General features: G+C 66.5%; 14 protein-coding genes. 8 read left to right on the top strand and 6 right to left on the bottom strand.

What is annotated here, in order from left to right:
* From L6Q21_RS00600 to map, 6 genes are all read right to left on the bottom strand, one after another.
* Positions 1 to 372 carry an XRE family transcriptional regulator gene (locus tag L6Q21_RS00600; RefSeq protein WP_237828471.1) on the bottom strand — a complete coding sequence of 124 codons (372 nt, stop codon included), beginning with the start codon at positions 370 to 372 and terminating at the stop codon, positions 1 to 3.
* Positions 373 to 376: 4 nt separating this feature from the next.
* Positions 377 to 742: a type II toxin-antitoxin system RelE/ParE family toxin gene (locus tag L6Q21_RS00595; RefSeq protein ID WP_237828469.1), complete on the bottom strand. Its 366-nt coding sequence runs from the start codon at positions 740 to 742 to the stop codon at positions 377 to 379.
* A gap of 41 nt (positions 743 to 783) precedes the next feature.
* The gene (locus L6Q21_RS00590) at positions 784 to 1,203 is read right to left on the bottom strand and encodes a thermonuclease family protein (protein ID WP_237828467.1); all 420 of its coding nucleotides are present in this window, start codon (positions 1,201 to 1,203) and stop codon (positions 784 to 786) included.
* Positions 1,200 to 2,441 (bottom strand): tyrosine-type recombinase/integrase, encoded by a 1,242-nt coding sequence (locus tag L6Q21_RS00585; protein ID WP_237828465.1) that lies wholly within the window; start codon positions 2,439 to 2,441, stop codon positions 1,200 to 1,202. Before L6Q21_RS00585 ends, L6Q21_RS00590 begins: the two co-directional genes overlap by 4 nt.
* A 156-nt stretch (positions 2,442 to 2,597) precedes the next feature.
* The gene (locus L6Q21_RS00580) at positions 2,598 to 3,224 is read right to left on the bottom strand and encodes a JAB domain-containing protein (protein WP_237828462.1); all 627 of its coding nucleotides are present in this window, start codon (positions 3,222 to 3,224) and stop codon (positions 2,598 to 2,600) included.
* Positions 3,225 to 3,226: 2 nt separating this feature from the next.
* On the bottom strand, positions 3,227 to 4,039 hold the full coding sequence (map, locus tag L6Q21_RS00575; protein ID WP_237828460.1) for a type I methionyl aminopeptidase: 813 nt from the start codon (positions 4,037 to 4,039) through the stop codon (positions 3,227 to 3,229).
* Between the two features lie 56 nt (positions 4,040 to 4,095).
* On the opposite strand from map, the gene L6Q21_RS00570 reads away from it, so the two are divergent.
* Genes L6Q21_RS00570 through L6Q21_RS00535 form a run of 8 tightly spaced genes read left to right on the top strand, consistent with a single transcriptional unit; the run spans position 4,096 to position 10,701 of the window.
* Positions 4,096 to 4,860, top strand: a complete 765-nt coding sequence (locus L6Q21_RS00570; RefSeq protein ID WP_237828458.1) for a competence/damage-inducible protein A — start codon at positions 4,096 to 4,098, stop codon at positions 4,858 to 4,860.
* The gene (locus L6Q21_RS00565; RefSeq protein ID WP_237828456.1) at positions 4,857 to 5,183 is read left to right on the top strand and encodes a LapA family protein; all 327 of its coding nucleotides are present in this window, start codon (positions 4,857 to 4,859) and stop codon (positions 5,181 to 5,183) included. Before L6Q21_RS00570 ends, L6Q21_RS00565 begins: the two co-directional genes overlap by 4 nt.
* 3 nt (positions 5,184 to 5,186) lie before the next feature.
* Positions 5,187 to 5,864, top strand: coding sequence for an orotidine-5'-phosphate decarboxylase (gene pyrF, locus L6Q21_RS00560; RefSeq protein WP_237828455.1), 678 nt, complete (start codon positions 5,187 to 5,189; stop codon positions 5,862 to 5,864).
* 7 nt (positions 5,865 to 5,871) lie between these two features.
* Positions 5,872 to 6,510, top strand: a complete 639-nt coding sequence (locus L6Q21_RS00555) for a phosphoribosylanthranilate isomerase (RefSeq protein ID WP_237828453.1) — start codon at positions 5,872 to 5,874, stop codon at positions 6,508 to 6,510.
* The gene (trpB, locus tag L6Q21_RS00550; protein WP_237828451.1) at positions 6,503 to 7,726 is read left to right on the top strand and encodes a tryptophan synthase subunit beta; all 1,224 of its coding nucleotides are present in this window, start codon (positions 6,503 to 6,505) and stop codon (positions 7,724 to 7,726) included. Before L6Q21_RS00555 ends, trpB begins: the two co-directional genes overlap by 8 nt.
* The gene (gene trpA / locus L6Q21_RS00545; protein WP_237828449.1) at positions 7,723 to 8,532 is read left to right on the top strand and encodes a tryptophan synthase subunit alpha; all 810 of its coding nucleotides are present in this window, start codon (positions 7,723 to 7,725) and stop codon (positions 8,530 to 8,532) included. Before trpB ends, trpA begins: the two co-directional genes overlap by 4 nt.
* The gene (gene accD, locus L6Q21_RS00540) at positions 8,529 to 9,374 is read left to right on the top strand and encodes an acetyl-CoA carboxylase, carboxyltransferase subunit beta (protein WP_237828444.1); all 846 of its coding nucleotides are present in this window, start codon (positions 8,529 to 8,531) and stop codon (positions 9,372 to 9,374) included. Before trpA ends, accD begins: the two co-directional genes overlap by 4 nt.
* Before the next feature lie 10 nt (positions 9,375 to 9,384).
* Positions 9,385 to 10,701: a bifunctional folylpolyglutamate synthase/dihydrofolate synthase gene (locus tag L6Q21_RS00535; RefSeq protein ID WP_237828443.1), complete on the top strand. Its 1,317-nt coding sequence runs from the start codon at positions 9,385 to 9,387 to the stop codon at positions 10,699 to 10,701.
* Positions 10,702 to 10,747 lie beyond the last annotated feature (46 nt).

The following is a 10,747-nucleotide window of genomic DNA, read 5'->3' as shown; positions in this document are numbered from 1 at the left end:
TCAAGCGGTCCTCCGTCGAGGCCCAGCCCTCCGACTTGACGCTTTCGTGGCCGGCTGAGTGAGGTCGCCAAGATGTTCGATCCTTACCGGCGGCCGGGCCGGCAGCTTCACCGTTAGTTCGAGCTTCCCGCCAATCGCCTCGACGTAGCTACGCAGCGTCGAGAGATACATATCCGCCTGGTTCTCGATCTTGGAAACGGACGGTTGCTTGATGTTCAGGGCTGTCGCGACATCTTCCTGGGCCTTGCCGGCGATCTGCCGCAACTCGCGGAGTCCTTCGACCTCCTGCCGAAGCTCGTCATAGCGCGCTTCAATCTGCTCCTGCTGGTGGCGGGGCAGGGAAGCTATGACCTCGTCGAGGCTCCGTCCCATAGGATCATCCCTTCTTCGCAGATTTCACGTTTTCCAGATGGTCGGAAAACCGCTTATCCGCCTTTGCGATAAGCTGCTTGTAAAAGCGCTTCTGACTTCCGCCCGACTTGTCACCCGCTACAAGCAGGATTGCGTTTCGCTCTGGGTCGAAGGCAAACGCGGTTCGCCACTCGCCATCGGCCGCTGAAAAGCGCATTTCCTTCATGTTGGCATGCTTCGAGCCCTTCAGCGTATCGACGTAAGGTCGACCAAGTTGCGGCCCGAATTCGGCCAGCAGCTTTGCGAGTGCGAGCATTTCCATCTGCACCTCGTTCGCGAAGGCCTGAAACTCCGCCTCGAAGGCATCATGCAGTCTGACGTCCCAATCCATATAGCTTCCAGGCTATGTTAAGTCAATAGTTGAGACCGGCATCAGTTGCCGCCCTCCGGCGCTCCGGCTTGGCGCAGCATGTCACCAATGGGCTGAGAGCCGACACGGCAGCGGGCAATGACCCGATCGAATGAGATCACGCGCCTGCTGCGGCCGCGCTCCGTCGTGCATGTCACCTCACGGTGAAGAGCAATGCGTTCGAGCGCGACCTTTCCTTGAGCCCCGCCGTCTTCGTGGAGCTCGGGGGCGTTGAAGTCGGCAAGCCTGACCTCGATCCACGCGTTGTGGTCGGCCGTCTTGCCTACGCATAGGCTGTCGCCATCGCCGACATAGCGAACCGTGCCAGAGAACTGCACGCCAGCTTGGGCTGGCAGAGGTGCGTTGCACGGGTCCGCATAGGCGGGCGCGACCGAGCAGAGGAAAACAAGCATGCCGGCAAGAAGGAGAGGCCGGTGGCTCATGCCGCCGCCTTCATGCGCTTCTTCGCAAGCATGACGCGGACGAATTTGTCCCATTTTGCCATGCCGGCACGTTTCTCCACCATGTAGTTCCAGCGGTCGTAGTGCTTTGAGCTGACGTCCTGCAAGGCGTGGTTCTGCAGGCGGTCGCGGATATCCTTGGGCACGCCTGCCTTTCCGGCGAGTGTCTTGAAGGTTCGACGCAGATCGCGGTTCGTCACGTAGGGAATCACGCCACGATCCCGCTGGCGCCACATGAACGAATAGAGCGTGCCATGGCTGACGGGCTTGGAGGGATCCTTGGCCGACGGGAAGAACCAGCCGTACTCGTTGACGTTGATTGATGAGATCAGTTCTGCGGCCAGATCCGGCACCGGAACGGCATGGGGCTGGTCGTTCTTGGTCTTAGACCAGTCGATAATCTTCTCCTTAGCGTCCCACTGATCGATGTGAAGGTTCGCGATCTCCTCGACCCGCTGACCGGTCAGCATGAGGATACGGACCGCGCGGGTGTAGGGAGGATGGACAGGCGTATCGGGGCACTCCAACCACCGATAGAGTTGGACCCACTCGTCCTCATCGAGCCAGCGCGTGCCCTGGACCTTGGGCTCGGTCGGGATGCCTGCTGCTGGATTGAACGGGATGCGGAAGCGCCGAGCGGATTGCTGGCGATAATCGTTGTCGGACTTCATGCCCCAGCTAAACGCGGCGTGGATATAGGATCGTACGTGATCGGCCATCGACTTGGCGCCGCGGTCATAGATCGGGCGGATCAGTTCGATGATTTCCTCGGACTCGATCTCGCGGGCGAGACGATTGCGCCCGAGCGTATCGGCAATCTTGTTCAGACCCTTTTCGGTTTCCTTCCAGGAGGGTTTGTTCGCGGCCTTCAGCGACGTGACATAACCCTCGAAAAGATCGGCGACGGTGCCGGGGCGCGTGTCGGTGGCGATCTTGATGCTTCGACCCTTCTGGATCACATCTGCATAGTCGCGTTTGAAAATCTCACGGGCCTGGCCGAGCGTCATTGACGGGTAGGCGCCGAGCTTCTTCTTGGTTCGCTTCCCGTCGCGCCACTGCTGGGCCATCCAGTCCGCTGTCACGCGCTTGGGCATAGGCTTCAGGACGAGGACGAGACGGCCTGTGCCGCGCCCTTCGCCGTCGGCGAGGTTTTCTTGCTTCTGACTCATCTCGACCCGCTTCAGCGCATGTCGGATGGCGGTGTCGGTCAGGCTTGGCATTGCACTTCCTCCTCTTCCGCAACTGGGATCGGTCGAGGAGAAACGGGGATCGTTTGCTGGGAGCGGAAAGCCGAATTCTACCCCTTCAACCGCCCCCAATTTGCCATAACCGCCCCCTCTACGCAACCTACAAAAATCGGCTAAACCACTGGTGTTTCAGCGGTATTGAGCGTGATCCAGCGGGATCGAAAAGGGGGTAGTGGGGTGGTTGTGCACCAGGATCACCGCCGACGCCTGCAATTCCATTGCCCGCTTGACGATCTCGCGCGGGTAGGCCGGCGCCTGGTTGACCGTGCCTTCGCCGAACTTCTCGTCGCGCACCAGGCGGTTCCGGTTGTCGAGGAAGAGCACGCGGAACTCCTCGGTCAATTCATGCGCGAGGCGGGCGTGCAGATAGTCGGTCACCGCCTCGAAGCTGGAGAGCAGGGGCTTGTCCAGCGCCTTCCTTTGCAACTGGCGGACGGACAATGCCTCCACGAACTTCAACGCGGCGGCGACGCTTTCGCCGACGCCCTTCACCCGCCTCAGCTCGCCGGGCGAAGCCGCCATCACCGCCGGCAGGTCGCCGAACTGGGCCAGAAGTTCCTTCGCCAGCGGCTTAACGTCCTGGCGGGGAATGGCGAGCGCCAGCAGATATTCCAGCAGCTCATAATCGTGGAAACCGTCCGCGCCGCCTTCCAGCAGGCGCTGGCGCATGCGATCGCGATGCCCGTTCTTGCGGGCTGGGTCGGGCTCGGCGCCATCGAACAGCCCCGGCGTCTCGCGCAACTGCCGGGGCGGCATCGTCAGCCGGCGTAGGGCGGGCGGTGAAGGCCGCCGGGCGAGAGGGTGAAGATCTCGCAGCCGTCTTCGGTGATTCCGATCGAATGTTCGAACTGGGCGGACAGCGAACGGTCGCGAGTCACGGCCGTCCAGCCGTCGTCCAGGATCTTGGCGTCCGCCCGGCCCAGGTTCAGCATCGGCTCGATGGTGAAGAACATGCCGGGGCGAAGCTCGGGCCCGTCGCCGGCGCGGCCGGCGTGGACGATGTTCGGCGCCATGTGGAAGCGCCGGCCAAGCCCATGGCCGCAGAAGTCGCGCACGACCGACAGGCGGTGCTTTTCCGCATGGCGCTGGATGGCGGCGCCGATGTCGCCGACGCTGTTGCCGGGCTTCGCCTGCTCGATTCCGATCATCAGCGCTTCATAGGTCAGGTCGACTAGGCGCCGGGCCTTCAGCGGCACATCGCCCACCAGATACATGCGGCTGGTGTCGCCATGCCAGCCGTCCAGCACCACCGTCACGTCGATGTTCAGGATGTCGCCGTTCTGCAACGGCTTGGGTCCGGGAATGCCGTGGCAGATCACATGGTTGATGCTGGTGCACAGCGCATGCGAATAGCCGCGGTAGAAGATGGTGGCGGAAACGCCGCCCTTCGAGACGACATACTCATAGGCGAGCCGGTCCAGCTCGATGGTCGGCACGCCGGGGCGGACGTGCGGCGCCAGCATGTCCAGCACCTCGGCCGCCAGTTTCCCGGCCGCGCGCATGCCGGCGAAGCCGGCTTCGTCGTGGATCACTATGGTGCGGTCGTCGGCGTCGAGGTCGATATCGGTCATGGCATGGGCTCTTTCAGCCCATGGATTTAGTGGGCGGCCTGCGTTAGGGCAATGGCATGGGCGAAGGCGGCACCTCGGAAAAGATCTGGACAGCGGCGCTGGTGATCATCGGCGACGAGATATTGTCGGGCCGGACGCAGGACGCGAACCTCGCCTATCTGGCGAAATGGCTGAACATCCAGGGCATCCGCCTGAAGGAAGCGCGGGTCGTGGCCGACGACATGGCGGCGATCGGCGAAGCGGTGAACGCCTGCCTCGGCGCCCATGACTATGTCTTCACCACCGGCGGCATCGGCCCGACGCATGACGACATCACCGTGGACGCTGTGGCGGTGGCCCTGGGCGTGCCGGCGGTGCTCCATCCGCAGGCGGTGGACATATTGAAGCGCTACTATGGCGACCGCATCACCGAGGCGCGCCTGCGCATGGCCCGCGTGCCCGAAGGCGCGGAACTGATCCCGAACCCGGAGACGGGCGCGCCCGGAATCCGCTGCGGCCGGCTGTTCATCATGGCCGGCGTGCCCAAGATCACCCAGGGTATGCTGCGCGGGCTGGACGGCAAGCTGGCCGGCGGGCGCCCGGTGATTTCCCGAGCGGTCGGCGCCTGGGCGCAGGAAAGCCAGGTGGCGGAGCTTCTGGCGCATGTGCAGGACAGCCATGAGGGCGTGCAGGTCGGTTCCTACCCCTTCTGGCGGGAAGGCAAGGGCGGGGCGAACTTCGTGCTGCGTTCCGTTGACGAGGACCGGCTGGCCGCGGCCGTAGAAGCGTTGAAGACAGGGCTTGAAGCGAGCGGAATCCCGGCGCAGGAGGGGGAAATATGAATACGGTCCGTGCAATCCTGATTGCCCTGCTGGTCGCGGGGCTGACACTCTTCTCGGTGGCGAACAGCATTTTCGTGCCGGTGAACCTCGGCTTCCAGCAGTTTGACGTCTGGTTGCCGCTGATGATCCTGCTGGCGTTCGCGCTGGGCTTCGTGCCCATCTGGGCCTGGCTCTCCACCGACCGGATGATGCTGCGCCGCCGCGTGCAGAAGCTGGAGGCGAGCCTCGGCAAGACGGAAACGGAACTGGCGCAGGCCAAGGTGGAGCTGCTGCGCCCGCCGGCCGTTTCCGCCGCGCAGCCCGCGCCGCCTCCGGGCACCTGAGGCGTGGCGCAGAACCCCATCTATGTCGGGCTGGACACGCCCGACATCGAGCATGCCGAACGTCTGGCCCGCGCCGTGAAGCCTTATGTAGGCGGGCTGAAGCTGGGCCTTGAGTTCTTCATGGCGAACGGGCCGGGCGGGGTGCGGCGCATGGGCCGCGTAGGGCTTCCGATCTTTCTGGACCTGAAGCTGCACGACATTCCGAACACGGTATCCGGCGCCTTGAAGTCGCTCTCCGTCCTCGATCTCGCCATCGTGAATGTGCATGCTGGCGGCGGCTTGCGGATGATGCAGGCCGCCGAGGCCGTTCGGCCGCCGGGCGCGAAGCTGATCGCCGTTACCGTGCTGACCAGCATGGACGAAGCCGATTTGTCCGGGATCGGCGTGTTCGGCAATCCGGCGGCGCAGGTGCGGCGGCTGGCGGCCCTCACGCGCGAGGCGGGGCTGGATGGCGTGGTCTGTTCCGCGCATGAAGTGGCGGAGCTGAAGGCCCAATGGGCGAACGGCCTGTTCGTGGTGCCGGGCATCCGCCCGGCCGGCGCGGAACTGGGCGACCAGAAGCGGGTGATGTCGCCGGCGGAGGCGCTGGCGGCCGGCGCGACCTTGCTGGTGATCGGCCGCCCCATCACGGCAGCGCAGGATCCGGCCTCGGCCGCGGCGGCGATCGCCGACACGCTTTAGGGCCATCATGCGGACACGGGTGAAAATTTGCGGGATCACTTCTCCCGAAGCGCTGGTGGCGACCCTGTCCGCCGGGGCGGACGCCTGCGGTTTCGTCTTCTTCCCCCCCAGCCCGCGCGCGCTGACCCCCGAAGAGGCGCGGCCGCTGGCGGCCCGCGCCCCGCATCTCTTGAAAGTGGGGCTGTTCGTGGACGCCGATGACGCGCTGATCGAAGCGGCGGTCTCCGCCGGAGCGCTGGGCGCGCTGCAATTGCAGGGCGCCGAGGGGCCGGAGCGGGTGGCGGCGCTGAAGGCGCGCTTCGGCCTTCCGGTCTGGAGGGCGGTGGGCGTGAAGACGGCGGCCGACGTGGCTGAAGCCGCCCGCCGCTTCTCGGCGGCCGACCTGCTGCTGCTGGACGCGAAGCCTCCCGAAGGCGCTACCTTGCCCGGCGGCAACGGCCTGCGCTTCGACTGGCGCATATTGGCGGATGCCCGCCCGAGCATGGCCTGGGGGCTGGCTGGCGGGCTGACGGCGGAAAGCGTCGGCGAGGCGATCGCCCGCACAGGAGCGCCGCTGGTCGATGTTTCCTCGGGCGTGGAAAGCGCGCCGGGTATGAAGGATATTGCAAAGATCGCCGCTTTCGTGGAAGCCGCACGCCGTGCCTGACATTCAAACCACCAAGCCCGCCGCGCTTCGCGCCGGCCCGGATGCGAATGGCCACTTCGGCCAGTTCGGGGGCCGTTACGTCGCCGAAACGCTGATGCCGCTGATCCTCGACCTTGAGCGCGAATATGAAGCCGCCAAGGCCGATCCCGCCTTCCGCGCCGAGCTGGATTATCTGCTGAAGCATTATGTCGGCCGGCCCAGCCCGCTTTATTTCGCCGAGCCGCTGACCCGGCATCTGAACGGCGCGAAAATCTATCTGAAGCGCGAGGAACTGAACCACACCGGCGCGCACAAGATCAACAACTGCATCGGCCAGATCCTGCTGGCGAAGCGCATGGGCAAGACGCGGATCATCGCCGAGACCGGCGCCGGTCAGCATGGCGTGGCCACCGCGACCGTCGCCGCCCGCTTCGGCCTGCCCTGCACCATCTTCATGGGCGCGCGCGACATCGAGCGGCAGGCGCCCAATGTGTTCCGCATGAAGCTGCTCGGCGCCGAGGTGCGCTCCGTCTCCTCCGGCTCGCAGACGCTGAAGGACGCCATGAACGAGGCGCTTCGCGACTGGGTCACGAACGTCCACGACACTTTCTACATCATCGGGACGGTCGCCGGCCCGCACCCCTATCCAGAACTGGTGCGGGACTTTCAGCAGGTGATCGGCGAAGAGGCGAAGGCACAGCTGCTGGAAGCGGAAGGGCGGCTGCCCGATGTGGCGGTGGCCGCGGTCGGCGGCGGCTCCAACGCCATCGGCCTGTTCCACCCCTTCCTCGACGATCCGGTGGAGCTGGTGGGGATCGAGGCGGCGGGCAAGGGGCTGGATACGGACGCCCACGCCGCCAGCCTCGCCGGCGGCCGCCCCGGCGTGCTGCACGGCAACAAGACCTATCTGCTTCAGGACGCGGACGGGCAGATCACCGAGGCGCACTCGATCTCGGCCGGGCTCGACTATCCCGGAATCGGCCCGGAACATGCGTGGCTGCATTCCATCGGCCGGGTGCGCTACGAAGGCATCACAGACGCCGAGGCGCTCGACGCCTTCCAGTTGCTCGCCAGGGTGGAGGGTATCATCCCCGCGCTCGAATCCGCGCACGCCATCGCCTGGGCGGCGAAGGCCGCGCCGGGGATGGCGAAGGAGAAGATCATCCTCGTCAACCTCTCCGGCCGGGGGGACAAGGACATCTTCACCGTCGCCGCCGAACTGGGGGTGCAATTGTGACGGACCGCATCGCCAGTCGCTTCGCCGCGATCCGGGGCCGCGCCGGGCTCGTCACCTTCATCAGCGGCGGCGACCCGACTCCGGACCTCGCCGTGCCGATCCTGCACGCGCTGGTGCGGGGCGGCGCCGACCTCATCGAAATCGGCATGCCCTTCACCGATCCGATGGCCGATGGGCCGGCGATCCAGGCCGGCAACATCCGCGCGCTGGGCGCGGGTATGAGCGTGCGGAAACTGCTGGCCATCGTCCGCGAATTCCGCGCGACGGACGAGGCGACTCCGCTGGTGATGATGGGCTATCTGAACCCGGTTCTGGCCTATGGCCCCGGCTTCGCGGCGGACGCCTCCGCCGCCGGGCTGGACGGAGTGATCCTCGTCGACCTGCCGCCGGAAGAGCGGCAGGAACTGTCGCTGGAAGGGTTGCACCTCATCCGCCTCGCCACGCCGACGACGGATGCCGCGCGGCTTCCCACCGTGCTCGATGGCGCGTCCGGCTTCCTCTATTATGTCGCGGTTGCCGGCGTCACCGGCCAGCAGAGCGCGGCCGCCGCCGATGTCGCCGCCGCCGTTCGCCGGCTGAAAGCGGCGACCGATCTGCCCGTGGCCGTCGGCTTCGGGGTGAAGACGCCGGAGCAGGCGGAGGCGATCGCCGCGCACGCGGACGCCGTCGTCGTCGGTTCGGCCATCGTCGAGCGGATCGGCGCGGCGCACGACCGCCAGTCGAACGATATTCCGGGCGAGGTCGAGGCCTTCGTATCCACCCTGTCCCGGGCTGTCCGGGGCGCGAGGAAGGAGACTGCGGCATGAGCTGGCTCACACGCTCCCGCCAGCGGCTGACCGGCTTCATCGCCCGGCGCGAGACGCCCGACAACCTCTGGACCAAGTGCAAGAGCTGCGGCGCGATGCTCTACACGAAGGAGTTCGAGGCCAATCTGTCGGTCTGCCCCGAATGCGGCCACCATGAGCGCGTCGGCGCGGTCGCGCGCTTCGACATGCTGTTCGACGAGGGCGCCTATCAGCGCCTGAAAGCGCCGGCGCCGCCGGAAGACCCGCTGAAGTTCAAGGACCAGAAACGCTACCCCGACCGGCTGAAGGCCGCCCGCGCCGCGACCGGAGAGACGGACGCCCTGCTGTTGGCGAAGGGCGCCATCAAGGGGCAGCAGGCGGTGGTGGGCGTGCAGGATTTCGCCTTCATGGGCGGCTCCATGGGGATCGCGGTGGGGGCCGCCTTTGTGGCCGGCGCCCGCGCCGCGATCGAGGCGCGCTGCCCCTTCGTGATGTTCACCGCCGCCGGCGGCGCGCGGATGCAGGAAGGCATCCTGTCGTTGATGCAGATGCCGGCCAGCACCGTCGCCATCGCCGAGTTGAAGGACGCGAGGCTGCCCTATGTCGTGGTGCTGACCGACCCGACGACGGGCGGAGTCACCGCCAGCTACGCGATGCTGGGCGACGTGCATATCGCCGAGCCGGGGGCGCTGATCGCCTTCGCCGGCGCCCGCGTCATCGAATCGACCATCCGCCAGAAGCTGCCCGAGGGCTTCCAGCGCGCCGAATATCTGCTGGAGCATGGCATGGTGGACATGGTGGTGAAGCGCCACGATCTCGCCGGCACGCTGGGCAATCTCATCCGCCACCTGATGAAGGCCTGACCCCGATCATATGAGCCTGCAGCCCGCTGACTTCGCCCGTTCGGACGATCCGGTTCTCGACCGCCTGCTGAGAGCCGCCGGGGCGCAGCAGGTGAAGGGGGTGGACCTGAAGCTCGACCGGATCGAGCGGCTGCTGAAGCGCATGGCCAGCCCGCATCTGAAGCTGCCGCCGGTGTTCCATGTGGCGGGCACCAACGGCAAGGGCTCGACCACCGCCTTCCTGCGGGCGGCGCTGGAAGCGTCCGGGCATCGGGTGCACAGCTTCACCTCGCCGCATCTGGTGCGGGTGAACGAACGCATCCGGCTGGCCGGAACGCTGGTTTCCGACGAGGAGTTTTCGGAAGCGCTGGCGGAAGTGCTGCGCTTCAACGCCGGCCAGCCCATTTCCTTCTTCGAGGTGCTGACGTCGGCGGCTTTCCTGCTGTTCGCGGCCACCCCGGCCGACGCAACCATATTGGAAGTGGGGCTGGGCGGGCGGCTAGATTCCACCAATGTCGTGCCGAAGCCGGTGGCGACGGGGATCGCCAGTCTGGCGCTCGACCATGTGGCGATCCTGGGGCCGACCTTGCGCCACATCGCCGGCGAGAAGGCCGGAATCGCCAAGAAGGGCGTGCCGCTCGTCACGCAGAAATATCCGAAGGCGATCGCCTCGGCGGTGGCGGAAGTGGCGGTGCCCAGAGGCGCGAAGCTGATGCTGCGCGGCGAAGCGTGGGATGCGGGCGTCTATGAAGGCCAGCTGCTGTTCAAGCGGGTGACGGACGAGGAGGCGCTGAAGTTGCCGCTGCCGAAGCTCCCCGGCGCGCACCAGGCGGACAATGCTGCGCTGGCGATCGCCATGCTGCGGGCGCAGCAAGACCTGTCCGTGCCTGACAGCGCCTTGCGTTCGGCGATGGGCTGGGCGCAGTGGCCGGCCCGGTTGCAGAGGCTTCCGGCCGGGCCGCTGCCGGCCGCCCTGCCGCCGGGCTCGGAACTGCTGGTGGACGGCGGGCACAACCCTTCCGCCGGCAAGGCGCTGGCGGCTTTCTACGCCGCCGAAGGCGCTCCGCTGCACATCGTGATGGGGATGTTGCCGACCAAGGACCATGCCGGTTTCATCCGCGCCTTCCCGCGCGGCACCCGCATGACCATGGTGCCGATCCCCGGCCACAGCCACGAACCGCCCGAGAGGCTTGCGGCGCTGGCGATCGCCAGCGGCATGAAGGCGGACCGCGCCGACGGGCTGGAGGAGGCGCTTGCGCTGGTGGAAGGCGTGAGCCGCGTGCTGATCGGCGGTTCGCTGCATCTGGCCGGCGAGGCGCTCAGGCGAAACGGCTCTTTCCCGCAATAGCGCCGGGCTCGGGCTCCTCGAACCTGCCCCCGCTGTTCCGGCGGCT

Source organism: Sandaracinobacteroides sayramensis (assembly GCF_022014495.1).
GTDB lineage: Bacteria > Pseudomonadota > Alphaproteobacteria > Sphingomonadales > Sphingomonadaceae > Sandaracinobacteroides > Sandaracinobacteroides sayramense.
The sequence above is the reverse complement of the archived record's forward strand: the minus strand, read 5'-3'. Positions and strand labels throughout refer to the sequence as shown.

What these genes read in the sequence shown, in the direction of transcription:
- L6Q21_RS00580 (WP_237828462.1), bottom strand. Translation starts at nt 3,224, where the DNA reads ATGCCGCCCCGGCAGTTGCGCGAGACGCCGGGGCTGTTCGATGGCGCC.
- L6Q21_RS00585 (WP_237828465.1), bottom strand. Translation starts at nt 2,441, where the DNA reads ATGCCAAGCCTGACCGACACCGCCATCCGACATGCGCTGAAGCGGGTC.
- map (WP_237828460.1), bottom strand. Translation starts at nt 4,039, where the DNA reads ATGACCGATATCGACCTCGACGCCGACGACCGCACCATAGTGATCCAC.
- L6Q21_RS00555 (WP_237828453.1), top strand. Translation starts at nt 5,872, where the DNA reads ATGCGGACACGGGTGAAAATTTGCGGGATCACTTCTCCCGAAGCGCTG.
- L6Q21_RS00590 (WP_237828467.1), bottom strand. Translation starts at nt 1,203, where the DNA reads ATGAGCCACCGGCCTCTCCTTCTTGCCGGCATGCTTGTTTTCCTCTGC.
- L6Q21_RS00595 (WP_237828469.1), bottom strand. Translation starts at nt 742, where the DNA reads ATGGATTGGGACGTCAGACTGCATGATGCCTTCGAGGCGGAGTTTCAG.
- L6Q21_RS00565 (WP_237828456.1), top strand. Translation starts at nt 4,857, where the DNA reads ATGAATACGGTCCGTGCAATCCTGATTGCCCTGCTGGTCGCGGGGCTG.
- L6Q21_RS00570 (WP_237828458.1), top strand. Translation starts at nt 4,096, where the DNA reads ATGGGCGAAGGCGGCACCTCGGAAAAGATCTGGACAGCGGCGCTGGTG.
- L6Q21_RS00600 (WP_237828471.1), bottom strand. Translation starts at nt 372, where the DNA reads ATGGGACGGAGCCTCGACGAGGTCATAGCTTCCCTGCCCCGCCACCAG.
- accD (WP_237828444.1), top strand. Translation starts at nt 8,529, where the DNA reads ATGAGCTGGCTCACACGCTCCCGCCAGCGGCTGACCGGCTTCATCGCC.
- L6Q21_RS00535 (WP_237828443.1), top strand. Translation starts at nt 9,385, where the DNA reads ATGAGCCTGCAGCCCGCTGACTTCGCCCGTTCGGACGATCCGGTTCTC.